We start from the raw sequence: 26,201 nt of genomic DNA on the forward strand, positions 1-26,201 counted from the left end.
CGCACGGGCCCGTACGGCAGGATGTCCCGCATGACGAGCGTGCACGAGGACCGGCCCGTACCACCCACGCGGCAGGACGAGGTCGCTGCCGCGGGCAGCGAGCTGATCGGCGGCCCCATCGGACGCTGGGCCCGGCTCGGCAGCAGCCGGCTGACCCCCGTGCGGGTCGTGGCACTCGTGACGATCGGCATGTTCGCCCTCGGCATGGTGCAGAAACTGCCCTGTTACAACTGGGCCTGGTTCCAGGGCGCCAGCTCCCAGTACACCCACGCCTGCTACTCCGACATCCCGCACCTCTTCGTCGGACGGGGCTTCTCCGAGAACCTGCTGCCGTACTTCGACCGGCTCCAGGGCGACATGAACTTCCTCGAATACCCGGTGCTCACCGGGCTCTTCATGGAGGTCGCCTCCTGGGTGACGCCGACCGGCGGTTCCCTGCAGTTCCGCGAACAGATGTACTGGCTGATCAACTGCGGGATGCTGATGGTCTGCGCGGTCGTCATCTCCGTCTGCGTGGCCCGCACGCACCGCAGGCGTCCCTGGGACGGCCTCCTCGTCGCACTCGCGCCGGCCTTCGCCCTCACCGCCACCATCAACTGGGACCTGCTCGCCATCGCCCTGACCGCCGCGGGAATGCTGATGTGGGCGCGCGGCCGGAGCCTCGCCTTCGGCATCCTCATCGGGCTGGCGACCGCCGCGAAGCTCTACCCCGTACTGCTCCTGGGACCGCTGTTCCTGCTCTGCTGGCGAGCCGGGAAGTGGCGGGAGTTCGGCGCTGCCGCACTCGGCACCGCGGGCTCGTGGCTGCTGGTGAACCTGCCCGTCATGCTGCTGGCCCCCGAGGGGTGGAAGAAGTTCTACACCTTCAGCCAGGAACGGCAGGTCGACTTCGGGTCCTTCTGGCTGATCATCACCCAGCGCACCGGCCACTCCTTCAAGGTCGAGGACGTCAACACCTACGCCACGCTGCTGATGCTCCTGATGTGCGCTGGCATCGCATGGCTCACCCTCGCCGCCCCGCGCAGGCCGCGCTTCGCGCAGCTCGCCTTCCTGGTCGTCGCCGCGTTCATCCTTACCAACAAGGTCTACTCACCGCAGTACGTCCTCTGGCTCATCCCGCTCGCCGCCCTCGCACTGCCCCGCTGGCGGCACTTCCTCGTCTGGCAAGCCTGCGAGGTCATGTACTTCCTGGGCATCTGGATGTACCTCGCCTACACCACCAGCGGGGACAAGCACCAGGGTCTGCCCAACGACGGCTACCACCTCGCCATCGCGCTGCACCTGCTGGGAACCCTGTACGTCTGTGCCCTGGTCGTCCGCGACATCCTGCTGCCGGAACGGGATGTCGTACGGCGCGACGGCTCCGACGATCCCTCCGGAGGCGTACTCGACAGGGCCCCGGACGTCTTCGCGCTCGGCGTGGCGGCGAAGGGGCCCGTGCACGAGGCGCAGCAGGTCCAGGGTCCACGGGTGCAATGGGGCACCGCACCGAGCGGCGGTGCGGTGGCCGACTGACCCGTCAGCGGTGAGCACACGAAAGGGCCGCCCGCACATTTCCGTGCGGGCGGCCCTTTCCTGCTGTTTCACGTGAAACAGGACACCGTTTCACGTGAAACAGGACGTCCTAGCGATCCACCAGCCGGTCGAACTGGGTCGTCGTGTGCCGCAGATGGGCCACCAGCTCCTCGCCCACCTTCGGCTCCGGAGCGTCCGACGGCACGAACAGGATCGACACCTGCATGTGCGGAGGCTCGGCGAACCACCGCTGCTTGCCCGACCACACGAACGGCGCCAGGTTGCGGTTCACCGTGGCCAGACCGGCGCGGGCGACACCCTTTGCCCGCGGCATCATCCCGTGCAGCGCCTTGGGCGCCTCCAGGCCCACCCCGTGCGACGTACCGCCTGCGACGACCACCAGCCAGCCGTCCGACGCCACCTTCTGCTGCCGGTAGCCGAACCGGTCGCCCTTGGACACCGGGGTCACGTCGAGGACCGCGCCGCGGTACTCCGTCGCCTCGTGGTCACCCAGCCACAGCCGCGTGCCGATCCGCGCCCGGAACCGGGTCTGCGGGAACTGCTGCTGGAGCCGCGCCAGCTCCTCGGACTTGAGGTGGCTGACGAACATGGTGTGCAGCGGCAGACGGGCCGACCGCAGCCGGTCCATCCACGCGATGACCTCCTCGACCGCGTCGGACCCGTCCGTGCGGTCCAGCGGCAGGTGCAGGGCGAAGCCCTCCAGCCGTACGTCCTCGATGGCGGCGTGCAGCTGGGCCAGCTCGGACTCCTTCACACCGTGCCGCTTCATCGAGCTCATGCACTCGATGACGACGCGGGCGCCCACCAGGGCGTGCACCCCGTCCACGGAGGACACCGAACGGATCACCCGGTCGGGCAGCGGAACCGGTTCCTCACCCCGTCGGAACGGAGTGAGCACCAGCAGGTCGCCGCTGAACCAGTCCTTGATGCGGGCCGCTTCGTAGGTCGTCCCCACCGCGAGGATGTCCGACCCGAAGCGGGTGACCTCCTCGGCGAGACGCTCGTGACCGAAGCCGTAGCCATTGCCCTTGCAGACCGGGACCAGGCCCGGGAACTGCTCGATCACGGACTTCTGGTGCGCCCGCCAGCGCGCGGTGTCGACGTAGAGAGTGAGCGCCATGAGCCGGACCGGAACCTTTCCCGTTGCTGCCGTGAGTGATGGTGCGGACGTACGCGTGCACGGACGCGTACGCCTGGGGAGACGCGCGTACGCGTGCCGAGGGTCAGCGGCGGGACATGTAGATGTCCAGCGCCTTGTGGAGCAGCTTGTTGAGCGGGAAGTCCCACTCGCCCAGGTACTCGGCGGCCTCGCCACCCGTGCCCACCTTGAACTGGATCAGACCGAAGAGGTGGTCCGTCTCGTCCAGGGAGTCGGAGATGCCGCGCAGGTCGTAGACCGAGGCGCCCATCGCGTACGAGTCGCGGAGCATCCGCCACTGCATCGCGTTCGACGGACGCACCTCGCGGCCGATGTTGTCGGAGGCGCCGTAGGAGTACCAGACGTGACCGCCGACCACGAGCATCGTCGCAGCGGACAGGTTCACCCCGTTGTGGCGGGCGAAGTACAGCCGCATCCGGTTCGGGTCCTCGGTGTTGAGCGCCGACCACATGCGCTGGAAGTACTCCAGCGGACGGGGACGGAAGTGGTCGCGCACCGCGGTGATCTCGTAGAGCCGCTGCCACTCGGCCAGGTCGCCGTAACCGCCCTGGACCACCTCGACGCCGGCCTTCTCGGCCTTCTTGATGTTGCGCCGCCACAGCTGGTTGAAGCCCTTGTGGACCTCCTCCAGCGACCGGTTGGCCAGCGGCACCTGGAAGACGTAACGCGGCTGGACGTCACCGAAGCCGGCGCCGCCGTCCTCGCCCTGCTGCCAGCCCATCTTGCGCAGCCGGTCCGCCACTTCGAAGGCGCGCGGCTCGATGTGCGACGCCTCGACGTCGCGCAGGCGCTTCACATCGGGGTCCTGGATACCGGACTTGATGGCGGCCGCGTTCCAGCGGCGGATGACCACCGGCGGGCCCATCTTCACCGAGAAGGCACCCTGCTGCTTCAGGTGCGCCAGCATCGGCTGCAGCCAGTCGTCCAGATTGGGGGCGTACCAGTTGATGACCGGGCCTTCGGGAAGGTAGGCCAAGTAACGCTTGATCTTCGGGAGTTGACGGTAGAGAACCAGGCCGGCACCGACCAGTTCGCCGGTCTTGTCGAACCAGCCCAGGCTCTCCGAGCGCCACTCCGCCTTCACGTCGGCCCACGCCGGGACCTGCATGTGGCTCGCCGCGGGCAGGCTCTGGATGTATGCCAGATGCTGCTCTCGGCTGATGGTCCTCAGGGTCAGGCTCGTCATGCGGGGCACTCCTCGGCAGCTGTGTCCCCATGGGGTCAGGGGCTCCGGCTCTCGCGCCGAAGCCTACTGCGCCCAAGGAGCGCCCCGTCTGGCCGTGTGTGGCCAGGACAACGCCGCATTCAGCCCAGGACGCCGCCGAAGAGTCCGCCGTGTGCCATCCCGAGGAAGAAGCCGACGGCGGAGGCGCCCAGACCGAGGACGATGACGAACCTCTCCCGGGTGGTCGCGGACACGAACATCCCGTAACCGCCGGTGAGGATCCCGATCAGCCCCGACCAGGAACTCAGCAGGTGGAGGTTGTGGAACATGGCCGTCACGAGCGCCAGCACACCCAGCACCAGTGTCACGGCCATCAGTGTGTCCTGGAGGGGATGAGGCTTTCCGTCGGTCGCGAAGAGGGAAAAGGACGAGTCACGTCGCATGGCCTGTGCCATGAGGCACCTCCTGGCAGAAGGCGGCGCACTGTAGCGCCGCTCACACCCCGATGTGTACAGATTGCGTCCCCTCCCGGCCCGATTTCAACCGGAAGCCTCTCTACGGGTACTCTGAACGGTCTGCACCGGTGTCACCCCTGCCAGAAAACGAATCCGTGGGCTCGTCCCACGGGATTGTCAGTGGCAGTCGATACCGTTGCGTACGCATCACGACCCTCCTGCCACGGAACGACCGTGGCCGCTGAGTCCAAAGGAGGTGGGTTCCACATGCGTCACTACGAAGTGATGGTCATCCTCGACCCCGATCTTGAGGAGCGCGCTGTCGCCCCCCTGATCGAGAACTTCCTCTCCGTCGTCCGTGAGGGCAACGGAAAGGTCGAGAAGGTCGACACCTGGGGCCGTCGTCGTCTGTCCTACGAGATCAAGAAGAAGCCCGAGGGCATCTACTCGGTCATCGACCTGCAGGCCGAGCCTGCGGTCGTCAAGGAGCTCGACCGACAGATGAACCTGAACGAGTCGGTCCTCCGGACCAAGGTCCTCCGCCCCGAGACCCACTGAACCTCGGTTCAGCGGTAATCGGGTCCGAGTAGCACCACAGCAGCCAGCAGCAATCCCCGCCGAGAGGTTCACCCATGGCAGGCGAGACCGTCATCACGGTCGTCGGCAATCTCGTCGACGACCCCGAGCTGCGCTTCACCCCGTCCGGTGCGGCGGTCGCGAAGTTCCGTGTCGCGTCCACTCCCCGCATCTTCGACAAGCAGACCAATGAGTGGAAGGACGGCGAAGGCCTGTTCCTCACCTGCTCGGTCTGGCGTCAGGCGGCGGAGAACGTCGCGGAGTCGCTCCAGCGAGGCATGCGCGTAGTCGTGCAGGGCCGGCTGAAGCAGCGGTCCTACGAAGACCGTGAGGGCATCAAGCGCACGGTCTACGAACTGGACGTCGAGGAAGTCGGCCCCAGCCTCAAGAACGCCACGGCCAAGGTCACCAAGACCACCGGTCGCGGCGGTCAGGGCGGGTACGGCGGTGGCGGCCAGCAGCAGGGTGGCGGCGGCAACTGGGGCGGCGGCTCCGGTGGCGGCCAGCAGGGCGGCGGAGCACCCTCCGACGACCCCTGGGCCTCCAGCGCGCCGGCCGGTGGACAGTCGCAGCAGAGCGGAGGTGGCTGGGGTGGAAACTCCGGCAACTCCGGCGGCGGCGGTGGCTACTCGGACGAGCCGCCCTTCTAGGGCAGCTCGAACTCCCACTTCTTGATCACACAGGAGAAACACCATGGCGAAGCCGCCTGTGCGCAAGCCTAAGAAGAAGGTCTGCGCTTTCTGCAAGGACAAGACCCAGTACGTGGACTACAAGGACACGAACATGCTGCGGAAGTTCATTTCCGACCGCGGCAAGATCCGTGCCCGCCGCGTGACCGGCAACTGCACGCAGCACCAGCGTGACGTCGCCACGGCCGTCAAGAACAGCCGTGAGATGGCGCTGCTGCCCTACACGTCCACCGCGCGATAAGGAAAGGGTGACCGAAAAATGAAGATCATCCTGACCCACGAGGTCTCCGGCCTCGGCACCGCCGGCGACGTCGTCGACGTCAAGGACGGGTACGCCCGTAACTACCTGGTTCCCCGCGGCTTCGCGCTGCGCTGGACCAAGGGCGGCGAGAAGGACGTGGCGCAGATCCGCCGCGCCCGCAAGATCCACGAGATCGCGACCATCGAGCAGGCCAACGAGGTCAAGGCCAAGCTTGAGGGCACGAAGGTCGTTCTGGCCGTTCGCTCCGGCGACGCCGGCCGTCTCTTCGGCTCCGTGACCCCGGCCGACGTCGCTTCCGCGATCGTCTCCGCCGGTGGTCCGAAGGTCGACAAGCGCAGCGTCGAGCTGGGCTCCCCGATCAAGACCCTCGGTTCGCACCAGGTCTCCGTGCGTCTGCACGCCGACGTGGCCGCGAAGCTCGGCGTCGAGGTCGTCGCTGCCTGAGTGCAGCACACCACCTCTGCTTGAGCAGGTCTGAGCAGAAGGAAGGGCCGCACCCCTCGGGGTGCGGCCCTTCCTGCGTTGTCGGGGGTCGGGGCGGGCATGTCGCCCCGACCGTGTTTCACGTGAAACACGGCGTCCGGACACAGCCCGGCGCCGCAGCGGGGCACACCGGCCGTGAGACGGCAGCAGCGCAGCAGCACAGCGCGCCGATGAGGGGCCCAGCACCGGTGAGGTCAGCGCGTCGCGCCCGTGACCAGCCAGCGGCCCGAGCGGGTCCGCCACCACAGGGTGGCCATCCGGACCGCCATCATCAGCGTCATCGCACACCACAGCGCGGTCAGTCCGCCGCCCAGGGACGGTACGAGCAGTGCCACCGGAGCGAAGACCGCGAGCGTGACGAGCATGGCCCAGGCCAGGTAGGGGCCGTCTCCCGCGCCCATCAGGACACCGTCGAGCACGAAGACCACCCCGGAGATCGGCTGGCTGAGAGCCACCACCACGAGCGCGGGCAGCAGAGTGTCGTGCACCACCTGGTCACTGGTGAAGAGCGGGACGAAGAGAGGGCGGGAGAGCGCGACCAGGATGCCGAGCACCACACCGGCGGCGATGCCCCACTCGACCATGCGACGGCAGACGGCACGGGCGCCTTCCTTGTCCCCGGCACCGAGATAGCGGCCGATGATCGACTGTCCGGCGATCGCGATGGCGTCGAGGGCGAACGCCATCAGGTTCCACAGGGTCACGATGATCTGGTGGGCGGCGAGGTCCGCATCACCGAGGCGCGCCGCGACCGCCGTGGCGATCATCAGTACCGCGCGCAGCGACAGCGTACGGACGAGGAGCGGTGCACCGGCTCGGGCGGAGGCCCGTATCCCGGCGGCGTCCGGGCGCAGGGAGGCGTCGTGGCGGCGGGCTCCCCGTACGACCACCACGAGGTAGACGGCGGCCATCGCCCACTGCGCGGCGACCGTGCCCCAGGCGGAGCCGGCGATGCCCAGGCCGAACCCGTACACCAGGAGCACGTTGAGGATGCCGTTGGCGACGAAGCCGCCGATGGCCACGTACAGCGGGGTCCGGGTGTCCTGGAGGCCGCGCAGTACGCCGGTGGCGGCCAGGACGACGAGCATGGCCGGGATGCCGAGGCTGGAGATCCGCAGATAGGTGATGGCGTAGGGGGCGGCCGTGTCGGAGGCGCCGAAGAGGTCGATCAGGCCGGGGGCGGTGGGCAGCACCGCCGCGATCACCAGTGAGCCCAGGAGCAGGGCCAGCCAGATTCCGTCCATGCCCTGGCGGATGGCGGCGGCCATGTCCCCGGCACCGACGCGGCGGGAGACGGCGGCGGTGGTGGCGTACGCGAGAAAGACGAAGATGCTGACGGCCGTGGTGAGCAGCGCGGAGGCGATGCCGAGGCCGGCCAGCTGGGGGGTGCCGAGGTGGCCGACGATCGCGCTGTCGGCCATCAGGAAGAGGGGCTCGGCGACGAGTGCGCCGAAGGCGGGGAGGGCGAGCGCGACGATCTCGCGGTCGTGCCGACGGCGGCCTGTACCTGTTGCCGCGGGAGCCTGGGTCATGCACTCAATCTAATCTTCCACAGGTAAGAGATGCAATGGTGTTGCAACCCTTACGGATCGACGATTCCGAGGTCAGCGCGTGCGCCGTTTGAAGTGATCTTGGGGTATGGGGAAAAGTTTTTCTCCCCCACAGGCGGTGGATGGCGTTTTTGCAGGTCAGGTGGGTGGTGAGGGGTGGGCTGTGAACTTGTCCACAGCGCTGTCCCCCGCTCCGTGCACAGGTTCCGCCAACTTCTCCACAGCTCGTGCCGAGTTGCTCACAGGCCCTGTGGATAACCAGATTGGCTGAAGGTGCCCACGGGCCTACCGTGGTCCGGCGCCCGCCCTGTCTTCCCGTCGCATTTCGCGCCCAACTTGTTGTGCCGGAAGCGGAAGTCGGGCGTCTCATTTGTCAGAGCCGTGCCGTAAGAAAGAGTGGCACAGCGAGGTCCGCGGAGCGGACGGGAGGAGGTGGGCCCGGTGACTATTTCCGAGCCCTTGGACGACCCCTGGGCCGACAGCGGTCCGGGTGACCGTCTACCCGCCCGCAAGCGCGGTGGCGACGGCCGGGGCCGTGACGACCGGCACGACCGCGGTTCCGACGGCGGCTGGGACGGCGGCGGGGGCAGCGGCTTCGAGCGCGTACCGCCGCAGGACCTGGACGCGGAGCAGTCCGTGCTCGGCGGCATGCTGCTCTCCAAGGACGCCATCGCGGACGTCGTCGAGGTGCTCAAGGGCCACGACTTCTACAAGCCCGCGCACGAGACCGTCTTCCAGGCGATTCTCGACCTGTACGCGAAGGGCGAGCCCGCCGACCCGATCACGGTCAGCGCCGAGCTGACCAAGCGCGGCGAGATCACCAAGGTCGGTGGCGCCCCCTACCTGCACACGCTGGTGCAGTCGGTGCCGACGGCGGCCAACGCCGAGTACTACGCGGAGATCGTCCACGAGAGGGCGGTGCTGCGGCGGCTCGTCGAGGCCGGCACCAAGATCACGCAGATGGGATACGCGGGCGACGGCGACGTCGACGAGATCGTCAACTCCGCGCAGGCCGAGATCTACGCCGTCACCGAGCAGCGCACCTCGGAGGACTACGCGCCGCTCGGCGACATCATGGAGGGCGCGCTCGACGAGATCGAGGCGATCGGCTCGCGCAGCGGCCAGATGTCCGGTGTGCCGACGGGCTTCACCGACCTGGACTCGCTGACCAACGGCCTGCACCCGGGCCAGATGATCGTCATCGCGGCCCGTCCCGCCATGGGCAAGTCGACGCTCGCCCTGGACTTCGCGCGGGCGTGCTCGATCCAGAACAACATGGCCAGCGTGATCTTCTCGCTCGAAATGGGCCGCAACGAGATCGCGATGCGTCTGCTGTCCGCCGAGGCACGGGTGGCCCTGCACCACATGCGTTCGGGTTCGATGACGGACGACGACTGGACGAGGCTGGCCCGCCGGATGCCCGACGTGTCCGCGGCGCCCCTGTTCATCGACGACTCGCCGAACCTGTCGATGATGGAGATCCGCGCCAAGTGCCGACGTCTCAAGCAGCGCCAGGACATCAAACTGGTGATCATCGACTATCTCCAGCTGATGCAGGCCGGTGGCTCCAAGCGCAGCGAGAGCCGCCAGCAGGAAGTCTCGGACATGTCGCGAAACCTGAAGCTGCTGGCCAAGGAGCTGGAGGTGCCGGTGATCGCGCTGTCCCAGCTGAACCGTGGTCCCGAGCAGCGTACGGACAAGAAGCCGATGGTCTCCGACCTGCGTGAATCCGGCTCGATCGAGCAGGACGCGGACATGGTGATCCTGCTGCACCGCGAGGACGCCTACGAGAAGGAGTCGCCGCGCGCGGGCGAGGCGGACATCATCGTCGGCAAGCACCGTAACGGTCCGACGGCGACGATCACGGTCGCCTTCCAGGGCCACTACTCGCGCTTCGTGGACATGGCGCAGACCTGATCCCGGAGGGGAAGCCGTGCCGCGCGGGGCTCGGGTGGCCGGAAGCGGACCGCCCGAGCCGCACGCGCGGTCCACAACTCAGCGGTCCACAACTCAGCGGTCCACAACTCAGCGGTCCGCGCCTCAGCCGTTCGCGGCTCAGTCCTTCGGCTCGGTCTTGATGAGCGGCGCGTCCCGCGAGACCTTCCGGAACCCCACGCCGTAGTACAGCTCGCGTGCCGCGGAGTGGCCCGGCGCACCCAGGCAGACGACCGTCATCTGCCGGGCTCCGGCGGCCCTCGCCAGGTGCATGCCGTGCAGGAGCATCGCCGTGGCGAGTCCTCGGCGCCGGTAGTCGAGGTGGGTTCCGACCGGCTCGAACTCCGCGGTCCTGTTCTGTTCGTCGAGCCACATGATGGCGGAGGAGGCCATCGTCCCGTCCGGTGCTTCCACCAGGACGTGCAGGTCACCGCGGTACGGCGGCGTCCCGCGCACGCCTTCGTAGCCCTCCGCCGAGTAGGTCGACGGGGACCAGGCGTCCACATGGGCCTGGACGACGGCCCGGGGTCCGGCCTCGTCGGCGGTACGGAACCGGAATCCGTCCGGCAGTACCGGCTCCGCCAGGTCGCCGAGGTCGCGTTCGTTGAGCTGGTTCCAGGAGCCGGTGTCGCCGAGTGCTTCCCGGTCGTCCTCGTAGCCGTGTGCCGCCCAGCGTTTCAGGGCGAACTCGTCGGCGGCACTCGGAATCACCGTGCGCTCCAGGCCCGCCGCCGTGGCTTCGTACCAGTCGATCACCTCGTCGACCAGGTGCGCGTGGTCGGGGTGCACCTGGTACGAGAGATAGGCGCCGGTGCTGTCCCGCACCGTGCCGTCGTTCAGCTTCACCTGGTGCGGGAGCTGCGCCCAGCCCCAGGCGACCAGCTCACCGGCGGAGAACCACAGCCGACGCGTCTAGCCGGCGCCGCTGATATGGCCCTTGCCCCAGATCCAGGCCAGCTCGCCGACCGTGGTGTCGGCGTTCAGGAGGTCCGGGCGAGTCGCGGCGACACGCTGCGCCAGCCCTTGCATGAGACGCAGGTCCGTGGCGGTCACAGGCTCCGATGTCGACATGGTGCGTCACTTTCCCAGCGCTTCGCAGGGCTGTCGACCGATTTCCGGGGCTCGTCGGATCGTGAGGTGGAGGCGGTGTAGCGCCTCGGGGACTTGGCGAGGACCTGTGGAATCGGCTCGACGGGCGTGAGCGCAAAAGGTAGTTGTGGCATATGGCTACTTCTGCGAACGCAGCGTCCGAGAACCCTTCAGCTGCCTCCTCCGCGCCCCCCGGACCCTCCACGCACCCCGAACTGTCCGAGCACCCCGACGTACCCGCCCTGCTGCCCGGCACCCGGCGGGCCCTGCTGCACCGGATCGCCACTGCCCAGGCCGAGGGGCGGGCACCGTCGCTGACCGCGGCGGTGCGACGGGAGGGGCGGTTGGTGTGGAGCGGTGCGCGAGGGACGGCGGCCGAGGGGCAGGGGGCCGACCCGGAGACGCAGTACCGGATCGGGTCGATCACCAAGCCGTTCACGGCGGTACTGGTGATGCGGATGCGCGACGAGGGGCTGCTGGATCTCGCGGACCCGTTGGAGAAGCACCTTCCGGGGACCGGCGTCGGTGACATCTCGATCTTCCAACTGCTGGGCCACACCGGTGGTCTGGCAGCGGAGACGCCGGGCCCGTGGTGGGAGCGCACCCCCGGTGACCTGCGGCCCGAGCTGTCCGACGTACTGGGTGACGTACGAACGGATCAGTCGCGTCCGCATGAGCCCGGACGGATGCACCACTACTCGAACCCCGGCTACACGCTGCTCGGTTCCCTGGTGGAGGCGGTGCGCGGGATGCCGTGGGCGGAGGCGGTGCGGCAGGAGATCACCGAGCCGCTGGGGATGGCGCGGACGAGCGCCCAGCCCGAGGCGCCGTACGCGGAGGGCTGGGCGGTGCATCCGTGGGCGGACGTGCTGCTGGAGGAGCCCGTGGTGGATCTAGGGCTGATGGCTCCCGCGGGACAGCTGTGGTCGACGGCCGGTGACCTGTGCCTCTTCGGTGCCTTCCTGGCGGAGGGCGACGAGCGGGTGCTGAGTGCGGATTCGGTACGGGAGATGAGGGCGTCGGCCGCCCCGCTGGTGACCGGTGACTGGGGCGCGACCTACGGGCTCGGGGTACAGGTGGTACAGGCCGGCGGCCGTGAACTGGTGGGACACGGCGGCTCGCTGCCCGGGTTCGTGGCGGGCCTGTGGGTGAGCGTGGCGGACGGTGTGGTGGCCGCCGCGCTGGCGAACGCGACGTCCGGGGTGGCGGCGGGACGGCTGACGGCGGAGCTCGTGGCGTTGGTGGCGGAGGCGGAACCGCGCGTACCGGAGGTGTGGCGGCCGTTGCCGGAGGCGGAAGTGGACCGGGAGCTGCTGGAGCTGACCGGGGCCTGGTACTGGGGCACGGCCGGGTTCGGTCTGCGGCTGCTGCCGGGGCGCGGGTTCTCGTTGGAGCCGCTGCACGGGGGCGCGGGCAGGGCCTCGCGGTTCCGGGCGGGGCCGGACGGCACGTGGATCGGGCTGGACGGGTACTACGTGGGGGAGACGCTGAAGGTGGTGCGCCGGCCCGAGGACGGGGCGGTCAGCCACCTCGACCTGGGGTCGTTCGTCTTCACCAGGTCGGTGTACGACGCGCAGGCCCCGGTTCCGGGCGGTGTGGACGAGCGGGGCTGGCACGGCATCGGCTAGGCCACGCGAAGGGCCCGACGCCGTGACTTCGTCCTGCGGCGTCGGGCCCGATGGGCGCGGTGCGGGCCGGGGCGTGTCCGGGGACAGCCCTGGTCGAGGGACCTGGGTGTCCGGAGGGGCCTGCGACCGGGGTCGGGGCTAGAGCGCGAGCTTGAAGCCCACGTGGGAGGGCGTGAAGCCGAGACGCTCGTAGAAGCGGTGGGCGTCCTTGCGGGTGACGTCCGAGGTCAGCTGCACCAACTGGCAGCCGTGCGCACGGGATTCCTCGATGGCCCACTCGATGAACCGGGTGCCGAGGCCGCTGCCGCGCTCGTCGGCGTGGACCCTCACCGCCTCGATGATGGAGCGGGTGGCGCCCTTGCGGGACAGGCCCGGGACGAACGTCAGCTGCAGGGTGCCCACGACGCGGCCGGCGCGCTCCGCGACGACCAGCCGCTGGTTGGGGTCGGCGTCGAGCCGCTTGAGCGCGTCCAGGTAGGGCGTGAGGTCGTCGGGGGACTCGCGCTGGGCGCCCAGCGGGTCGTCGGCGAGCATCGCGACGATCGAGGGCAGGTCCGCCTCGACCGTGCGGCGTATGACGAGACTGCCGGGTGCGGTGCTTTCCCGCTCGTCCGCGGCGACGGTGCGGTCGGTGGGCTGCGTGGGGTCGTCCGTGGTGGTCATGCCCGCAGATTACGCAGGTCAGGCAGGAGTGCGCAGCTCTTCCACGGTGCGTACCAGGGGTGCGAGTTCAGGGTTCTCGGCGGCGCTGGCGAGGGCTTCGTACAGGGCCTTGTCGTGGGTGGGGCGGGCCTGCGCGAGGAGGTCCTGGCCGATGTCGGTGACGTCGGTGTAGATGCCGCGGCGGTCGGTGTCGCAGAGGTAGCGGGTGAGCAGGCCGCGGTCTTCCAGGCGGGTGACCAGACGGGTGGTGGCGCTCTGGCTGAGGAGTACGGCCTCGGCGACCTGGCGCATCTGGAGGTGGCCGCCGGGTCCGTTGTGCTGGCGGCTGAGGACGTCGAGGAGGGAGTACTCGCGGACACTCAGGTCGTGGCGGGCCTGAAGGGCCTTCTCGATGTGGGTCTCGATGCGGCTGTGCAGGAGGGACAGCGCGCACCAGCCCTGGGCGAGGGCGGTGAGTGCGGGGTCGGTCGCGGTCATCGGGTCTCTCCTCGTCCCCTTCTCCGGTGTGCGGAGTGGACAGTCTCCGGTCTGCGGAGCGGCCAGGCTGCCTGTGCCGGTCTCCAGGATAGGCGACAGACGCAATAGCCCGCCCTTGCAAGTAATGAGCGCCTGCAATTGTTGTTAACGCTGACCGGGTGCTGTTGTAGTCCCTGGCCGGTGTTAGCGCGGGGGCCGAAGGTATCCCCGCCCCGGCTGCAGGCGGCCTCAGCCCGTGGCGGTTGCCAGTGGGGCGAAGCGACGGTGGGGATCTCCGGGCAGCACCGGGGCCCCGTACGACATGGTCGTACTGGAGGCGGTCCTCGTCAGGCCCTGGGTGCTCAGCCAGTCGCCGAGCTCCGTGTGCTGGGTGTCGACATCCAGACGCAGAGGGTGGCCGGCGCCGGTGGCGAGGGAGGCGAGGAGAGCCTTGGCGGTCTCGGTGTCCCGGGCGACCAGGGGGCCCACGGTGTCGGCGTCCCGGTCGGGCCACGCGGCTGCGTAGCCGAGCAGTCCGTCCTGGCCCTCGGCCACGCGGAACCGGTCTGCGAGAGCGGGCAGCCTGGCGATCACGGCGGTGCGGTCGTGGCCGAAGGTCTCGGTGTCCAGGCGGATGATCGCGGGCAGGTCGTCGGGGGTGACCGGGCGGGTGGCGATCGTGGGCGGCGGTCCGGAGGGGCGGAAGTGGCCGCGGAAGGTGTCGGCCCGGCCCGCCGCGGTGAAGCCGAGCCGGCGGTAGAGGCCTTCGCCCGAGGCGGTCGCGTACAAGGAGACCTGGGCGCTCCCTGCTGCGGCCAGGGCGTGCTGGGCCATACGGCGGCCCAGGCCCTGGCGCTCGTGGCGTGCGGCGACGAGGAGCATGCCGAGGACCGCGTACGAGGGGTCGTGCGGGGCGCCGGTTCCGTACGAGGTGAGGGTGCAGGTGGCGATGAGCCGCTTGCCTTCGGGGGCGTCCGGGTCGTCGATGCCGTACCCGGTGCCGGCGGTGAGCAGCAGCCCCCATTTACGTTCGGTGCGTGGCCAGCCGCGCTCTTCGCTGAGGTCGGCGCAGGCGGCGAGATCCCGCAGAGTGAGGCGACGGACCGGAAGTTCGGCGAGCGGCATCGGCATGATGGCCAGGCTGTCTGAAGCAGTGATCGTTCGTCCACCGCTTTAGCGGATCCCGTTTCACGTGAAACGTCGTGGTTGAAGGCTGCCCCTACGGCGGGTGAACGTGGCCGGCGGGCCGGTGAAACGGCCCGGCCGGGCCTACAGCAATTCCGCGCAACCGGCCCATGCGGGGTGTTTCACGTGAAACATCACAGCCCGCCCTGTGTGCGGGGGCGGGGGAATGGTGCCCGGGTTCCTGGGAATGCGCTTCCCGGCCGAGGGGTCACAGGCGGGGCCCGGACATGGGGCGAAAAGCAGCCTAGAGGGAAGGAGAGATCAGAAACCCGGACTTCCCGGTCTTCGGTCATTTCGAGGTACGGACTGACACGCTGCGACGACGGGAACTGCGGCCGACAATGCAGTCCGAGGTCGACGCGCAGCCTTTTCCGCCTTGTTCTCAATGAGGGAGAAGCGCGACCACATGATGTTCGAGGCGAGGCACAGAATGGATGCTCCGCAGCCCAGCACCGCACCGGCCAACGACAGCAGCACGGCGACCGGCAGTGGCGAGGGCGGCGGAGCGGGAGACGTCCGCAACGGCGCGGCGGTCCAGGCCGTGGGATCCGGCGGCACCCCCATGGAGACGAGCTGGTTCGCTTCTCCCGCCAAGGGATCCCCCGAGGCCGGGACGGCCCCTGTGGCCAGCACCCCTTCCGGGGCCCGGGTGACCGCCGAGCCGTCTCCGGACGCCCTTCGCGTGCGCCGCACGCTGGCAGAGATCGATCCGGTCGCGGACCGGGCGACCTCGTACTTCTACGCGTTGCTGTTCGTCCGGTACCCGGCGCTGCGCGAGCTGTTCCCGCCGGCGATGGACACGCAGCGGGACCGGCTGTTCAAGGCCCTGCTCACCGCCGCCGAGCACATGGACAACCCGAAGGTGCTGTCGGAGTACCTGAAGCACCTCGGTTCCGGGCACCGCAAGTACGGAACCCAGCCCTCCCACTACCCGGCCGTCGGCGAGGCCCTGCTCGGCGCGCTCGCCCGGTTCGCCCCGGTGTCCTGGGACCAGGAGACGGAGAACGCGTGGGTGCGTACGTACCGGGCGGTCTCGCAGATCATGATCGACGCCGCCGCGGAGAGCGAGCTGCGCTCCCCGGCCTGGTGGCACGCGGAGGTGGTGGCGCACGACCTGCGCACCCCGGACATAGCGGTCGTGACCCTGCGCCCCGACCAGCCGTATCCCTTCCTGGCGGGGCAGTACACCAGCCTGGAGACACCGTGGTGGCCCCGCATATGGCGGCACTACTCCTTCGCCGCGGCGCCCCGCGCGGACGGTCTGCTCACGCTGCACGTGAAGGCGGTTCCGGCGGGCTGGGTGTCGAACGCGCTGGTGCACCGGGCCAGGCCCGGGGACGTGCTGAGACTGGGTCCGCCGGCCGGTTCGATGACGGTCGACCACACCACGGACAGCGGGCTGCTGTGCATCGGCGGCGGGACGGGAATCGCCCCCATCAAGGCGCTGGTGGAGGACGTGGCCGAGCACGGTGAGCGGCGTCCGGTCGAGGTGTTCTACGGAGCGCGTACCGACTTCGACCTGTACGACATCGACACCATGCTGCGGCTGCAGCGGTCGCATGCGTGGCTTTCGGTACGTCCGGTGGTCGACAACCGGGCGCAGTTCCCGGACGAGGTACGGAAGTTCGGTCCCTGGAACGCGTACGACGCCTACCTGTCGGGTCCGCCCGGCATGATCCGCAGTGGTCTCGACGCGCTGCGCACGGTCGGCATTCCCGGCGACCGAATACGCCACGACTCGGTCGAGGAACTCGTGGCAGCGGGGGACTAGAGCGAGTCCTTCGGAGCAGGTCCGGTCGCGGAACAGGGCCGGTGGTGTCCCGGCCGCCCTCCTTCCGTCCGAGGAGGAAACGCGCTAGCCCAGGTCGGGTGCCAGGAGCGCCCGTACGCCCTCGATGTTGCCGTCGAGGTAGTGGCGCAGCGACAGCGGTACGAGGTGCACGGCCGCGATGCCGACGCGGCTGAAGGGCACCCGGACGATCTCGTAGTCGCCGAGGGGATCGTCGACCTCGGGACCGTGCCGCAGGGACGGGTCCATGGACTCCAGGCGGCAGACGAAGAAGTGCTGCACCTTCACTCCGGCGACGGCGCCCTTGCCCGCGTCGCCCGCGATCTGCTCGACGGTGTCGACGAAACAGGGCACCACATCGGTGACCTTCGCTCCGAGCTCCTCGTCGACCTCCCGGTGCAGGGCGTCGACGACGGTGGCGTCCTCGGGCTCCACTCCCCCGCCGGGTGTCACCCAGTACGGGTCGACGCCGGGCTTGGTGCGTTTGATGAGGACGAGGTGGTCGCCGTCGAGGAGGACGGCACGTGCGGTGCGCTTGACCACGGGACGTTCGGTCATGGCAATAACGTGGCCCGCCGGGGCCCCTCCGAAACTCCCGTGTCCCAGTTGTCCCCCGGCCCGTGGATGTTCAGCTCCAGTCCCCCGCGGCACGCAGCAGCCATTCGTGCGCCCGCGCGATGTGCGGATGGGCGAGCGTGCCGGCGCGTACTGCCAGGAAGTAGGTGCGCAGCGGCGGTACCGCCGGGTCGTACAACGCGACCACGTCGCCGGTGGCGAGTTCGTCCTCGCAGAGGTAGCGGGGCAGTACGGCCAGTCCCGCGCCCGCGGCGGTGGCCTTGAGCACGGCGCGCAGGTCGGGTGCGATGACGGTGCCGGCGGCGGCGGGCGGGGTGTCGAAGACGGCGGCCCAGTAGCGGGCGACGAGCGGCAGGCTCTCGTGCACCTCGACCACGGGGAGCTGTTCCAGGACGACGGCTCCCTTGTCGGCGAGCAGTTCCGGGGTGAGGTGCTTGGCCCAGCGGGGAGCGGCCACCAGGACGTGCTCCTCGTCGCAGAGGGCGGTGGCGGTCAGCAGCCCGCCTCTCGGGCGGTCGGTGGTGAGGGCGAGGTCGTGGTGGCCCGCAGCGAGCCCTTCCAGGGTCTCCTCGGCGCTGCCGAAGGACACGCGCAGGGCCAGGCCCTGCGCGGTGAGCGGGGACAGCGCGGGCAGGGCGCGCAGGGAGGTGAACTCCGGCGGGCCGGCCAGGTGCAGGGTGCGTACGCCGGAGTTGTCGTCGAGGCCGCTCTCGGTGATCTCGACGAGTGCGTCCAGGTGCGGTGCGGCCCGGTGGGCGAGTTCGTCGCCGATGGCGGTCGGGGTGACGCCGCGGGCCCGGCGCAGGAACAGCGGGCGGCCCAGCTGGCGTTCCAGCGTGCGGATCTGACCGGTCACGGCGGGCTGGGACAGCCCGAGGAGGGCGGCGGCCCGGGTGAAGGAGCCGGCCCGGTGGACCGTGACGAAGGTGCGCAGCAGGGCCAGATCCATGTCATGCCTTCCGCGTTGCGCGGTGCTCGGCCGCCGGGTGGTGAGCACGGATGGCACTCCGCCTCGTCCCGCCGTCCAGGCACCGTGGTCCGGTCCCCGCCGGTGTTCCCGAAGACGCAGTATAAATATGTCGATAGGTCTCTGTCGCTACTGTGATTGGACACTGACGCAGAGTCAACTAGCCTTGTGCAGGCGGTTCTTCGCGCGCAGAACCGGGACGGTCCGAGCCACGAGGGGGGAGGTTCGGACCGTCCGTCCTACGTATCGCAGCTACTCCCAGCTACTTAACTGGATGCTGCATCGAGTGCTCGCAGGACGTCGACGATCAGGTCGTCCGGGTCCTCCGCGCCCACCGAGAAGCGGATGAATCCCTCCGGCACCGCGTCCCCGCCCCACCGTCCGCGCCGTTCGGCGGTGGACCGTACCCCGCCGAAGCTGGTGGCGTCGTCGACCAGCCGCAGGCCGGCCAGGAACCGCTCGGCGCAGGCCTTGTCGGGAAGGGTGAAGGACACCACGCAGCCGTACCGCCGCATCTGCCGCGAGGCGACGGCGTACGAGGGGTCCTCGGGGAGTCCCGGGTAGCGCAGGTCGGTCACGCAGGGGTGCGACCGGATCGCGGTGGCGAGCGCCAGAGCGCTCGCGCCCTGCCGGTCGGCCCGCAGCTGGAGCGTGGCCAGGGAGCGGTGCGCGAGCCATGCCTCCATCGGGCCGGGGATCGCGCCGACCACCTTGCGCCAGCGTCGTACCGAAGCCGCCAGGTCGGCGTTCCGGGACGTCACGTACCCGAGGAGGATGTCGCCGTGCCCGGTCAGTCCCTTGGTGCCACTGGCCACCGAGAAGTCGGCGCCCAGGTCGAGGGGGCGCTGCCCGAGCGGGGTGGCCAGGGTGTTGTCGACCGCGACCAGCGCTCCCGCCTCGTGGGCGGCGTCGACGAGGCGGCGGATGTCGCACACGTCGAGTCCCGGGTTGGACGGGGACTCGATCCACAGGAGCTTCGCCCCGGCCAGTTCGGCGAGCTGTGCGTCGCCCGCGGTGGGGGCGGTGCGCACGGCGACCCCGTACGCCTCCAGCTGTTCGCGCACCAGGGGCAGTGCCTGGTAACCGTCGTCGGGGAGGACCACGGTGTCGCCGGCCTTCGCCTGGGAGAGCAGCACCGCGGAGATGGCGGCCATGCCGGACGCGAAGACCGTGGTGTGCGGTGGCCCGTCGGGGGTGCCGCCCGGGGCCTCCAGCTCGCCGATGGCCCGCTCCAGATGGGTCCAGGTCGGGTTGTCGTCGCGGCCGTAGGCGTACGGACCGGTGGGCTCGCCGGGCAGGTGGAAGTGGGCGGCGAACACCGGTCCCGGGAGGGTCGGCTCGTAGGCGACGGCATCGGGCAGTCCGGCCCGTACGGACCGGGTGCCGTCGCCGTCCTCGTCGGATATCGGCATCGGGTCAGTCCCTTCCGTCGGGGAGCACCATGTTCAGTGCCCAGGAGACGATGCTGATGATCAGTGCGCCCACGACGGCCGTCCAGAATCCCTCGACGTGGAAGGCAAGGTCGAACTTGTCGGCCAGCCAGGAGGTCAGCAGCAGCATCAGGGCGTTGACGACCAGGGTGAACAGGCCGAGCGTGAGCACGAAGAGAGGGAAGGAGAGCAGCCGCACCACCGGCTTGACCAGCACGTTCACCAGGCCGAAGAGCAGGGCGACGACGAGGAGCGTGCCCACCTTGCGGCCGGTGCTCGTGCCGGTGAGCGTGATGTCGTCGATCAGTAGCACGGCCACCCAGAGCGCCACCGCGTTGGCGATTGTCTTGACTACAAAATTCATCATGTGTCTGATCGTGGCAGAGATGATCGGTGTCAGACAGGCAGGACACTGGCACCCGGTGAGGAGCGGACGGGCATGAAGGCATTCCGACTGGACGAGCTGGAGGCGGAGCGTGCCGCCAACGACGGCGCGTATCTGCAGTTCCTCAAGGAACGGAACATGTCGGCGGGCCTGTACGCGCTCGACGCGGGCGCGAGCGATCCGCAGCAGCCGCACAACGAGGACGAGATCTACTTCGTGGTGAGCGGCCGGGCCGCGATCACCGTCGGCATGGAAACGACGCAGGTCGCGCGGGGCAGCGTGGTGTACGTGCCGGCGGGCGTGACGCACAAGTTCCACCACATCTCCGAGGACCTGCGGGTCCTGGTGGTGTTCTCCCCGCCGGAGAGCTGAGGGGCGTGCTCGCGGTGACGCTCCTTTCGCCGGAGGGCCGGGGGAGCGTGCCGGAGCCGGGTGTCCCGACGGGTCCGGCCGGGGCGCGTCCCCGACGGTTTCACGTGAAACACCCCGAGGTTCCCTAGGGGTCGGGTCAGGGGTCTTCAAGGGCTGCGGGTCCCCTGCCCGGGGTGTTTCCCCGCCTAGCATCGAAGGCAGGGAAACCAAGGCACACCGCACCGGGCAGGACCCGGCACGAGGGAGAGGCAAGACAATGGCTGCACGGGAAATATTCACGGGTCTGCCGGGCTGGGTGAAGTGGGTCGCGATTCCGGCACTGGTCCTGCTGGTGTTCGGCGGCACCATCCTGGCCGCGATCGGCACGCTGATCGGTCTGCTGTTCAAGCTGCTGCTGCTCGTCGCCCTGGTGGGCGGTCTGATCTACGTCGTCCGCCGGTTCATGTCCTCGTCCAGTTCGTCGGGCGGATCCTCCTCGCGCGACTGGTGACGCGGCCCCCTCTCCCCGGCGACGCGGACCCGCCCCCCTCGTGGGGCGGGCCAGGCAGCCCGTACGGGCGTTAGCCCGCCGGGGGGAACATGACACGTGAAAACAACTGAGGCCCCAGGCATGGCAGTTAGGGTGAAAAACCGCTGCCGCCACTAGGGACTCCCGCTTCCCGGCGACGGCACCGCCCCCTCGGGACCCCGGGAGTGACCCATGGCCACAGCCCAGCCCACCGCACGAGCGAACGCTCGCCCGGCCACCCCATCCGTACGCCCCACCGCCCCCTCCGGGGCGCGCGCCGCCGTCGTGCCCGCCCCCGCGCAGCCGCCCGCACCGGCCGACGCCCCCGCACCCACCCTGATCGGGTCGGTGCAGCGCGCCCTGCGGCTGCTGGAGGCCGTCAGCGACCATCCGGACGGCGCACCCGCAAAGCAGCTCGCCCGGGAGGCCGGGTTGCAGCTGCCCACCGCGTACCACCTCCTGCGCACCCTGACCCACGAGGGATACCTCCGTCGTGAGCAGGGTGTCTTCGTGCTGGGTGCGGCGGCCAGCCGGCTCGGGCGCGGCGGGTCGGGGCAACTGCGCCGCGAGGTGGTCGTCGAGACGATGGAGCGCTGGCGCGACACGCTCGGCGTCGCCGTGTACTTCGCGGTCTACCGCGAGGGCGAGATCGAGCTGGCGGCCCTCGCCGAGAGCACCGAGAACCCCGCGGTCGAGGAGTGGGCGGACTTCCGCGAGACGGCGCACGCCCATGTGATCGGCCAGTGCCTGCTGTCCCAGCTGGACACCCGCTCCCGGGTCGACCACCTCGACCGCCACCCCGTCGAGGCGATCACCCCGTTCACGGTGACGGACGACGCCACCCTGCTGGAGCGGCTGTCGACAGTGGAGCGCATGCAGACCATGTGGGAGAGCGAGGAGTACGCACTCGGCACGGTCTGCGCGGGAATCCCGCTCACCATCGGGCAGACGGCGGCGGTGATGGCGATCTCCGTACCCCTCGCCCACGAGGCCCGGCTCGGGCCCGCAATCGAACGGCTGCGCGGCGAAATCGGCGAGGTGGTCCGTTCGCTCATGTTCTCTATCAGTATCTGAAAACTCACTCCTTGTGATCTGTTTCTGGTTCAAGCACGATGGCGTCAAGAGGGCCGGAAGCGATCGTTCCGGCCACTTCATCTAGGGCAGGGTTGGCGATGCGCGAGTCGGTTCAGGCAGAGGTGATGATGAGCTTCCTCGTCTCGGAGGAGCTCTCCTTTCGTATTCCGGTGGAGCTCCTGTACGAGGCCAAGGATCCCTACGCGATTCGCCTGACCTTCCACCTTCCCGGTGATGCCCCTGTGACCTGGTCTTTTGGTCGCGAGCTGCTGGTCGACGGGATCAACGAGCCCTGCGGCGAGGGCGATGTGCACATCGCGCCGACCGACCCGGACGAACTCGCCGACGTCCACATCCGGCTCCAGGTGGGCGGCGACCGGGCCCTGTTCAGGGCGAGCGCGGCGCCGCTGGTGGCCTTCCTCGACCGCACGGACAAGCTCGTGCCGCTCGGCCAGGAGCACACGCAGAGTGACTATGCCGGGTGCCTGGAGGACGAACTGGGCCGGATTCTCGCCGAGGAGAACGCGGGTTGAAGCACCGCCCCGAGTAGGGCGGTTCGGCGAGGTTTACCAGCGGAACCGACGACGGAACCGACGGCAGGAACCCCCACAGGAACGCCGACGGAGACGACAACAGAGACGCCGACCGAGACGACGACAGGAACGGCAACAGGAACGGCAACAGAGGCGGCGGCCGGGAGAATCCGGCCGCCGCCTCAGGTCTTTCGGCGGCGCCCCCGCCCGGTCCGTACCGGCGGCGCGACGACGGACGAGCCGGAACCGGAAGCGCCCGCCCCGACCGCCCTGGCCCCCGCCGCTCCCGTACCGCCGGATCCGCCGCCCGAGCGGTCCGCCGAGACGACCAGGGCGGCGAGCGCCGTCGTCACCGGCACGGACGCGACCAGACCGATCGAGCCGACGAGGGTACGGACGATCTCCTCCGCGACCAGCTCGCTGTTGGCGACCGTACCCACGCTGCTCTGGGCGATGGAGAACAGCAGCAGCAGCGGAAGCGCGGCGCCCGCATAGGCCAGGACCAGGGTGTTCACCACGGAGGCGATGTGGTCGCGGCCGATCCGGATGCCGGCCCGGTAGAGGGCGCGCGGGCCCATCCTCGGGTCGGCCTGGTGGAGTTCCCATACCGCCGAGGTCTGCGTGACGGTCACGTCGTCGAGGACGCCGAGCGAGCCGATGATGACGCCCGCGAGAAGCAGCCCGCTCATGTCGATCGACGGGTAGAGGCTGTGGATCAGGCCCGTGTTGTCGTCGATGTTGCCCGACAGGAACGCCCAGCCGATGAAGAGCGAGCCGAGCAGTCCGATCAGCAGCAGCGAGACGAGCGTGCCGACGACCGCCACGGAGGTGCGCGCGTTGAGCCCGTGGCAGGCGTAGAGCGCGATCAGCATGATGGCGCTGGCCCCGACTACGGCCACGACCAGCGGATTCGACCCCTGGAGGATGGCGGGCAGGATGAACAGGGTCAGCACCGCGAACGACGCGACCAGCGCGATCAGCGCCATCACCCCCTTCATCCGGCCGACGAGCACCACGGCCACCGCGAAGATGCCGGCGAGCAGGGCGAGCGGGAGCTTCCGGGTCACGTCCGTGACGGAGTACTGGAGCTCGCGGGGCGCGTCGGGGGCGTACGCGACGACCACCCCCTGACCCTCCTTCAACTGCCGTGTCGCACCTGGCTGGACGATCTCGGTGAAGGTGCGGCCCTTGTTCGCCCCGGTGACGACCTCGACGGACGCCTTCTTGCAGGTGCCCCCGGGTGCCTTCGCCGCGGGGTCGCCGTCCGGCCGGGAGGCCGCCGGGGGCTGCTGGGCGACGTTGGCCTCCTTGCAGTCGATCTCGTCGACCTGGACGACCCGGCCCTGCTCGGTCTGCCGGTCGAAGCCCACGCCGGTGCGTTCGTGCGCGGGCGCACCCCCCGGCCACAGCACGGCGAGACCGACAACGACGGCCGTGGCGAAAGGAATCAGCACCGCGGCGATCACCTTGCGCAGGTGCTTGGAGACGGGCGCCACAGGGCCGTGGGCATGGCTGTGCCCGTGGCTGTGACCGTGCCCGTGGCCCTGCGGAGGAGCAGGCGGGGGCGGCGGGCCCGGCGTCGTCGGCGGAGGCGTCGGCTGTGGGGGTGGCTGTGATGGGGTCACCGCCCGATCATCGCAAGAACGGCAGGGGCCCTCTGTTCAGCGCGGCCGGGGTGGCGCTAGCGTGAGGGCGAACCTTTGTACACGCGGGAGCTCGGAGCACCGGGCTGAGAGGGCGCTGACCTCCGTACACATGCGTACGGACACGGCTGCGTCGACCGCCGAACCTGTTACCGGGTAATGCCGGCGTAGGGAGTAGGTCTCATGACCACCATGGATGCACGCACGCCTGCCTCCGACCAGGACGGGCGCAAGCCCGGCTGGCACAAGGGATACGTCGAGGGCTCGCGCCCCGACCTCCGGGTGCCGGTCCGTCAGGTGCACCTGACCAACGGGAAGGACGTGACGCTGTACGACACGTCCGGCCCGTACACCGACCCGTCGATCGAGACTGACGTACGGCGCGGCCTCGCCCCGCTGCGGGAGAACTGGATCGTCGGCCGCGGCGACACCGAGGAGTACGCGGGCCGTCCGGTGCGCCCCGAGGACGACGGCATCAAGCACACGTCCCCGCGCGGGGGCCTGCGGAACCTGGACGCGGTCTTCCCCGGCCGCCCGCGCCAGCCCCGCCGGGGCCGCGACGGGCAGGCCGTCACGCAGCTCGCGTACGCACGGCGCGGGGAGATCACGCCGGAGATGGAGTACGTGGCGATCCGGGAGAACGTTTCCCCCGAGGTCGTACGGGAGGAGATCGCGGCGGGTCGCGCGGTACTGCCCGCGAACGTGAACCACCCGGAGATCGAGCCGATGATCATCGGCAAGCGGTTCCTGGTGAAGGTCAACGCCAACATCGGGAACTCCGCGGTCACTTCCTCCATCGAGGAGGAGGTGGACAAGATGACCTGGGCCACCCAGTGGGGCGCCGACACGGTCATGGACCTCTCCACCGGCCGCAATATCCACACCACCCGCGAGTGGATCCTGCGCAACGCCCCGGTCCCGATCGGCACCGTCCCGCTGTACCAGGCGCTGGAGAAGGTCGACGGCCGTGCCGAGGACCTGACCTGGGAGATCTACAAGGACACCGTCATCGAGCAGGCCGAGCAGGGCGTGGACTACATGACCGTCCACGCGGGCGTGCGCCTCGCGTACGTACCGCTGACCGCGCGCCGCAAGACCGGCATCGTCTCGCGCGGCGGGTCGATCATGGCGGCCTGGTGCCTGGCGCACCACAAGGAGTCGTTCCTGTACGAGAACTTCGAGGAGCTCTGCGAGATCCTCGCCGCGTACGACGTGACGTACTCCCTCGGCGACGGTCTGCGGCCCGGGTCGATCGCGGACGCCAACGACGAGGCGCAGTTCGCGGAGTTGAGGACGCTCGGGGAACTCAACACGATCGCCAAGCGTTGGAACGTACAGACCATGATCGAGGGCCCGGGACACGTCCCGATGCACAAGATCAAGGAGAACATCGACCTCCAGCAGGAGATCTGCGAGGAGGCGCCGTTCTACACGCTCGGCCCGCTGACGACCGATGTGGCGCCCGCCTACGACCACATCACCTCCGGCATCGGCGCCGCGATGATCGCCTGGTGGGGCACCGCGATGCTCTGCTACGTGACGCCCAAGGAGCACCTGGGGCTGCCCAACCGGGACGACGTGAAGACCGGCGTGATCACCTACAAGATCGCCGCGCACGCGGCGGACCTCGCCAAGGGGCACCCGGGGGCCCAGGAGTGGGACGACGCGCTGAGCGACGCCCGCTTCGAGTTCCGGTGGGAGGACCAGTTCAACCTGGCCCTCGACCCGGACACGGCACGGGAGTTCCACGACGAGACGCTGCCCGCCGAGCCGGCGAAGACCGCGCACTTCTGCTCGATGTGCGGTCCGAAGTTCTGCTCGATGAAGATCTCGCAGGACATCCGGCGGGAGCACGGCGGGACGCCCGAGGAGATCGAGGCGGGCATGGCGGAGAAGTCCAAGGAGTTCGCCGCGGCGGGCAACCGGGTCTATCTGCCGATCGCGGACTAGCACTCCGGGCACCCGGGGACGCGCCTCGGTCCTCGGGCCTCATCCGGACGGTCCCTGACCCGGACGGTCCCTGACCCGGACCGTCCCTGATCCGGACCGTCCCTGATCCGGGTCCGGTCCCAGCGGACTTGGCGGTTCCGGAC

At 69.6% G+C, this 26,201-nt stretch carries 27 protein-coding genes and 1 riboswitch; of the genes, 13 read left to right on the forward strand and 14 right to left on the reverse strand.

Features of this window, described 5'->3' with window-relative positions:
- Positions 1 to 30: 30 nt before the first annotated feature.
- Positions 31 to 1,515, forward strand: coding sequence for a glycosyltransferase family 87 protein (locus tag ACFYVL_RS41065; RefSeq protein WP_389254562.1), 1,485 nt, complete (start codon positions 31 to 33; stop codon positions 1,513 to 1,515).
- A gap of 109 nt (positions 1,516 to 1,624) precedes the next feature.
- On the opposite strand, the gene ACFYVL_RS41070 is transcribed toward ACFYVL_RS41065, so the two are convergent.
- From ACFYVL_RS41070 to ACFYVL_RS41080, 3 genes are all read right to left on the reverse strand, one after another.
- Positions 1,625 to 2,656, reverse strand: coding sequence for an alanine racemase (locus tag ACFYVL_RS41070; RefSeq protein WP_389254564.1), 1,032 nt, complete (start codon positions 2,654 to 2,656; stop codon positions 1,625 to 1,627).
- 103 nt (positions 2,657 to 2,759) lie between these two features.
- Positions 2,760 to 3,881 (reverse strand): lipid II:glycine glycyltransferase FemX, encoded by a 1,122-nt coding sequence (locus ACFYVL_RS41075; RefSeq protein ID WP_389254566.1) that lies wholly within the window; start codon positions 3,879 to 3,881, stop codon positions 2,760 to 2,762.
- A 119-nt stretch (positions 3,882 to 4,000) separates the two neighbouring features.
- On the reverse strand, positions 4,001 to 4,315 hold the full coding sequence (locus tag ACFYVL_RS41080; RefSeq protein ID WP_389254568.1) for a hypothetical protein: 315 nt from the start codon (positions 4,313 to 4,315) through the stop codon (positions 4,001 to 4,003).
- A gap of 267 nt (positions 4,316 to 4,582) precedes the next feature.
- Between ACFYVL_RS41080 and rpsF the strand changes: the two genes are divergently transcribed.
- The 4 genes from rpsF to rplI all read left to right on the forward strand — a co-directional run bounded on the left by rpsF (position 4,583) and on the right by rplI (position 6,286).
- Positions 4,583 to 4,873 (forward strand): 30S ribosomal protein S6, encoded by a 291-nt coding sequence (rpsF, locus tag ACFYVL_RS41085; RefSeq protein WP_005482942.1) that lies wholly within the window; start codon positions 4,583 to 4,585, stop codon positions 4,871 to 4,873.
- A 74-nt stretch (positions 4,874 to 4,947) separates the two neighbouring features.
- The gene (locus ACFYVL_RS41090) at positions 4,948 to 5,541 is read left to right on the forward strand and encodes a single-stranded DNA-binding protein (protein ID WP_389254571.1); all 594 of its coding nucleotides are present in this window, start codon (positions 4,948 to 4,950) and stop codon (positions 5,539 to 5,541) included.
- Positions 5,542 to 5,584: 43 nt separating this feature from the next.
- A complete protein-coding gene (rpsR, locus tag ACFYVL_RS41095; protein ID WP_003967857.1) occupies positions 5,585 to 5,821 on the forward strand; it encodes a 30S ribosomal protein S18 in 237 nt (78 codons plus the stop codon).
- Positions 5,822 to 5,839: 18 nt separating this feature from the next.
- On the forward strand, positions 5,840 to 6,286 hold the full coding sequence (gene rplI, locus ACFYVL_RS41100; protein WP_389254573.1) for a 50S ribosomal protein L9: 447 nt from the start codon (positions 5,840 to 5,842) through the stop codon (positions 6,284 to 6,286).
- A 233-nt stretch (positions 6,287 to 6,519) separates the two neighbouring features.
- Here rplI and ACFYVL_RS41105 read toward each other — a convergent pair whose 3' ends face one another.
- Positions 6,520 to 7,857 carry an MATE family efflux transporter gene (locus ACFYVL_RS41105; RefSeq protein WP_389254575.1) on the reverse strand — a complete coding sequence of 446 codons (1,338 nt, stop codon included), beginning with the start codon at positions 7,855 to 7,857 and terminating at the stop codon, positions 6,520 to 6,522.
- A 477-nt stretch (positions 7,858 to 8,334) separates the two neighbouring features.
- On the opposite strand from ACFYVL_RS41105, the gene dnaB reads away from it, so the two are divergent.
- Complete coding sequence (gene dnaB / locus ACFYVL_RS41110) at positions 8,335 to 9,792, forward strand: replicative DNA helicase (RefSeq protein WP_389254661.1); 1,458 nt, start codon at positions 8,335 to 8,337, stop codon at positions 9,790 to 9,792.
- A 138-nt stretch (positions 9,793 to 9,930) separates the two neighbouring features.
- Here the strand turns inward: dnaB and ACFYVL_RS41115 are convergent, their stop codons facing one another.
- Both ACFYVL_RS41115 and ACFYVL_RS41120 read right to left on the reverse strand, forming a co-directional pair.
- Positions 9,931 to 10,656, reverse strand: a complete 726-nt coding sequence (locus ACFYVL_RS41115) for a GNAT family N-acetyltransferase (protein WP_389254577.1) — start codon at positions 10,654 to 10,656, stop codon at positions 9,931 to 9,933.
- A 66-nt stretch (positions 10,657 to 10,722) separates the two neighbouring features.
- The gene (locus ACFYVL_RS41120; RefSeq protein ID WP_389254579.1) at positions 10,723 to 10,881 is read right to left on the reverse strand and encodes a hypothetical protein; all 159 of its coding nucleotides are present in this window, start codon (positions 10,879 to 10,881) and stop codon (positions 10,723 to 10,725) included.
- A 152-nt stretch (positions 10,882 to 11,033) separates the two neighbouring features.
- On the opposite strand from ACFYVL_RS41120, the gene ACFYVL_RS41125 reads away from it, so the two are divergent.
- The gene (locus ACFYVL_RS41125) at positions 11,034 to 12,527 is read left to right on the forward strand and encodes a serine hydrolase domain-containing protein (RefSeq protein WP_389254581.1); all 1,494 of its coding nucleotides are present in this window, start codon (positions 11,034 to 11,036) and stop codon (positions 12,525 to 12,527) included.
- Positions 12,528 to 12,665: 138 nt separating this feature from the next.
- On the opposite strand, the gene ACFYVL_RS41130 is transcribed toward ACFYVL_RS41125, so the two are convergent.
- From ACFYVL_RS41130 to ACFYVL_RS41140, 3 genes are all read right to left on the reverse strand, one after another.
- Entirely contained in the window at positions 12,666 to 13,061 is a 396-nt protein-coding gene (locus tag ACFYVL_RS41130) for a GNAT family N-acetyltransferase (protein WP_389254663.1), read from the reverse strand.
- A gap of 147 nt (positions 13,062 to 13,208) precedes the next feature.
- Positions 13,209 to 13,667, reverse strand: a complete 459-nt coding sequence (locus ACFYVL_RS41135; RefSeq protein WP_389254584.1) for a MarR family winged helix-turn-helix transcriptional regulator — start codon at positions 13,665 to 13,667, stop codon at positions 13,209 to 13,211.
- Positions 13,668 to 13,895: 228 nt separating this feature from the next.
- Positions 13,896 to 14,777 (reverse strand): GNAT family N-acetyltransferase, encoded by an 882-nt coding sequence (locus ACFYVL_RS41140; protein WP_389254586.1) that lies wholly within the window; start codon positions 14,775 to 14,777, stop codon positions 13,896 to 13,898.
- A 484-nt stretch (positions 14,778 to 15,261) separates the two neighbouring features.
- On the opposite strand from ACFYVL_RS41140, the gene ACFYVL_RS41145 reads away from it, so the two are divergent.
- Positions 15,262 to 16,602, forward strand: coding sequence for a globin domain-containing protein (locus ACFYVL_RS41145; RefSeq protein WP_389254588.1), 1,341 nt, complete (start codon positions 15,262 to 15,264; stop codon positions 16,600 to 16,602).
- A gap of 84 nt (positions 16,603 to 16,686) precedes the next feature.
- Here the strand turns inward: ACFYVL_RS41145 and ACFYVL_RS41150 are convergent, their stop codons facing one another.
- The 4 genes from ACFYVL_RS41150 to ACFYVL_RS41165 all read right to left on the reverse strand — a co-directional run bounded on the left by ACFYVL_RS41150 (position 16,687) and on the right by ACFYVL_RS41165 (position 19,960).
- Complete coding sequence (locus tag ACFYVL_RS41150) at positions 16,687 to 17,178, reverse strand: NUDIX domain-containing protein (RefSeq protein ID WP_389254590.1); 492 nt, start codon at positions 17,176 to 17,178, stop codon at positions 16,687 to 16,689.
- Between the two features lie 70 nt (positions 17,179 to 17,248).
- The gene (locus ACFYVL_RS41155) at positions 17,249 to 18,145 is read right to left on the reverse strand and encodes a LysR family transcriptional regulator (RefSeq protein WP_389254592.1); all 897 of its coding nucleotides are present in this window, start codon (positions 18,143 to 18,145) and stop codon (positions 17,249 to 17,251) included.
- Positions 18,146 to 18,429: 284 nt separating this feature from the next.
- Positions 18,430 to 19,575 carry a cystathionine gamma-lyase gene (locus tag ACFYVL_RS41160; RefSeq protein ID WP_389254594.1) on the reverse strand — a complete coding sequence of 382 codons (1,146 nt, stop codon included), beginning with the start codon at positions 19,573 to 19,575 and terminating at the stop codon, positions 18,430 to 18,432.
- A 4-nt stretch (positions 19,576 to 19,579) separates the two neighbouring features.
- Entirely contained in the window at positions 19,580 to 19,960 is a 381-nt protein-coding gene (locus ACFYVL_RS41165; protein ID WP_389254597.1) for a phage holin family protein, read from the reverse strand.
- Between the two features lie 72 nt (positions 19,961 to 20,032).
- Between ACFYVL_RS41165 and ACFYVL_RS41170 the strand changes: the two genes are divergently transcribed.
- The 4 genes from ACFYVL_RS41170 to ACFYVL_RS41185 all read left to right on the forward strand — a co-directional run bounded on the left by ACFYVL_RS41170 (position 20,033) and on the right by ACFYVL_RS41185 (position 22,465).
- On the forward strand, positions 20,033 to 20,350 hold the full coding sequence (locus ACFYVL_RS41170; RefSeq protein WP_389254599.1) for a cupin domain-containing protein: 318 nt from the start codon (positions 20,033 to 20,035) through the stop codon (positions 20,348 to 20,350).
- Positions 20,351 to 20,606: 256 nt separating this feature from the next.
- Positions 20,607 to 20,840: a DUF5326 family protein gene (locus ACFYVL_RS41175; protein ID WP_389254601.1), complete on the forward strand. Its 234-nt coding sequence runs from the start codon at positions 20,607 to 20,609 to the stop codon at positions 20,838 to 20,840.
- Positions 20,841 to 21,050: 210 nt separating this feature from the next.
- Positions 21,051 to 21,932 carry an IclR family transcriptional regulator gene (locus ACFYVL_RS41180; protein WP_389254603.1) on the forward strand — a complete coding sequence of 294 codons (882 nt, stop codon included), beginning with the start codon at positions 21,051 to 21,053 and terminating at the stop codon, positions 21,930 to 21,932.
- Between the two features lie 98 nt (positions 21,933 to 22,030).
- The gene (locus tag ACFYVL_RS41185) at positions 22,031 to 22,465 is read left to right on the forward strand and encodes an SsgA family sporulation/cell division regulator (protein WP_389254605.1); all 435 of its coding nucleotides are present in this window, start codon (positions 22,031 to 22,033) and stop codon (positions 22,463 to 22,465) included.
- Between the two features lie 182 nt (positions 22,466 to 22,647).
- Here the strand turns inward: ACFYVL_RS41185 and ACFYVL_RS41190 are convergent, their stop codons facing one another.
- Complete coding sequence (locus ACFYVL_RS41190; RefSeq protein WP_389254607.1) at positions 22,648 to 24,090, reverse strand: YibE/F family protein; 1,443 nt, start codon at positions 24,088 to 24,090, stop codon at positions 22,648 to 22,650.
- Positions 24,091 to 24,163: 73 nt separating this feature from the next.
- A riboswitch (TPP riboswitch) is annotated at positions 24,164 to 24,299 on the forward strand.
- On the opposite strand from ACFYVL_RS41190, the gene thiC reads away from it, so the two are divergent.
- Positions 24,292 to 26,058, forward strand: coding sequence for a phosphomethylpyrimidine synthase ThiC (gene thiC, locus ACFYVL_RS41195; protein WP_389254610.1), 1,767 nt, complete (start codon positions 24,292 to 24,294; stop codon positions 26,056 to 26,058). It overlaps the preceding riboswitch by 8 nt.
- Positions 26,059 to 26,201: the final 143 nt, after the last annotated feature.

It is taken from the genome of Streptomyces sp. NPDC004111, assembly GCF_042874215.1.
Taxonomy (GTDB): Bacteria; Actinomycetota; Actinomycetes; order Streptomycetales; family Streptomycetaceae; genus Streptomyces.

Excerpts from the sequence above, each read along its gene's own strand:
- ACFYVL_RS41065 (WP_389254562.1), top strand. The coding sequence starts at position 31 with ATGACGAGCGTGCACGAGGACCGGCCCGTACCACCCACGCGGCAGGAC.
- ACFYVL_RS41070 (WP_389254564.1), bottom strand. The coding sequence starts at position 2,656 with ATGGCGCTCACTCTCTACGTCGACACCGCGCGCTGGCGGGCGCACCAG.
- ACFYVL_RS41075 (WP_389254566.1), bottom strand. The coding sequence starts at position 3,881 with ATGACGAGCCTGACCCTGAGGACCATCAGCCGAGAGCAGCATCTGGCA.
- ACFYVL_RS41080 (WP_389254568.1), bottom strand. The coding sequence starts at position 4,315 with ATGGCACAGGCCATGCGACGTGACTCGTCCTTTTCCCTCTTCGCGACC.
- rpsF (WP_005482942.1), top strand. The coding sequence starts at position 4,583 with ATGCGTCACTACGAAGTGATGGTCATCCTCGACCCCGATCTTGAGGAG.
- ACFYVL_RS41090 (WP_389254571.1), top strand. The coding sequence starts at position 4,948 with ATGGCAGGCGAGACCGTCATCACGGTCGTCGGCAATCTCGTCGACGAC.
- rpsR (WP_003967857.1), top strand. The coding sequence starts at position 5,585 with ATGGCGAAGCCGCCTGTGCGCAAGCCTAAGAAGAAGGTCTGCGCTTTC.
- rplI (WP_389254573.1), top strand. The coding sequence starts at position 5,840 with ATGAAGATCATCCTGACCCACGAGGTCTCCGGCCTCGGCACCGCCGGC.
- ACFYVL_RS41105 (WP_389254575.1), bottom strand. The coding sequence starts at position 7,857 with ATGACCCAGGCTCCCGCGGCAACAGGTACAGGCCGCCGTCGGCACGAC.
- ACFYVL_RS41120 (WP_389254579.1), bottom strand. The coding sequence starts at position 10,881 with ATGTCGACATCGGAGCCTGTGACCGCCACGGACCTGCGTCTCATGCAA.
- ACFYVL_RS41125 (WP_389254581.1), top strand. The coding sequence starts at position 11,034 with ATGGCTACTTCTGCGAACGCAGCGTCCGAGAACCCTTCAGCTGCCTCC.
- ACFYVL_RS41130 (WP_389254663.1), bottom strand. The coding sequence starts at position 13,061 with ATGCTCGCCGACGACCCGCTGGGCGCCCAGCGCGAGTCCCCCGACGAC.
- ACFYVL_RS41135 (WP_389254584.1), bottom strand. The coding sequence starts at position 13,667 with ATGACCGCGACCGACCCCGCACTCACCGCCCTCGCCCAGGGCTGGTGC.
- ACFYVL_RS41140 (WP_389254586.1), bottom strand. The coding sequence starts at position 14,777 with ATGCCGATGCCGCTCGCCGAACTTCCGGTCCGTCGCCTCACTCTGCGG.
- ACFYVL_RS41145 (WP_389254588.1), top strand. The coding sequence starts at position 15,262 with ATGGATGCTCCGCAGCCCAGCACCGCACCGGCCAACGACAGCAGCACG.
- ACFYVL_RS41150 (WP_389254590.1), bottom strand. The coding sequence starts at position 17,178 with ATGACCGAACGTCCCGTGGTCAAGCGCACCGCACGTGCCGTCCTCCTC.
- ACFYVL_RS41155 (WP_389254592.1), bottom strand. The coding sequence starts at position 18,145 with ATGGATCTGGCCCTGCTGCGCACCTTCGTCACGGTCCACCGGGCCGGC.
- ACFYVL_RS41160 (WP_389254594.1), bottom strand. The coding sequence starts at position 19,575 with ATGCCGATATCCGACGAGGACGGCGACGGCACCCGGTCCGTACGGGCC.
- ACFYVL_RS41165 (WP_389254597.1), bottom strand. The coding sequence starts at position 19,960 with ATGATGAATTTTGTAGTCAAGACAATCGCCAACGCGGTGGCGCTCTGG.
- ACFYVL_RS41170 (WP_389254599.1), top strand. The coding sequence starts at position 20,033 with ATGAAGGCATTCCGACTGGACGAGCTGGAGGCGGAGCGTGCCGCCAAC.
- ACFYVL_RS41175 (WP_389254601.1), top strand. The coding sequence starts at position 20,607 with ATGGCTGCACGGGAAATATTCACGGGTCTGCCGGGCTGGGTGAAGTGG.
- ACFYVL_RS41180 (WP_389254603.1), top strand. The coding sequence starts at position 21,051 with ATGGCCACAGCCCAGCCCACCGCACGAGCGAACGCTCGCCCGGCCACC.
- ACFYVL_RS41185 (WP_389254605.1), top strand. The coding sequence starts at position 22,031 with ATGCGCGAGTCGGTTCAGGCAGAGGTGATGATGAGCTTCCTCGTCTCG.
- thiC (WP_389254610.1), top strand. The coding sequence starts at position 24,292 with ATGACCACCATGGATGCACGCACGCCTGCCTCCGACCAGGACGGGCGC.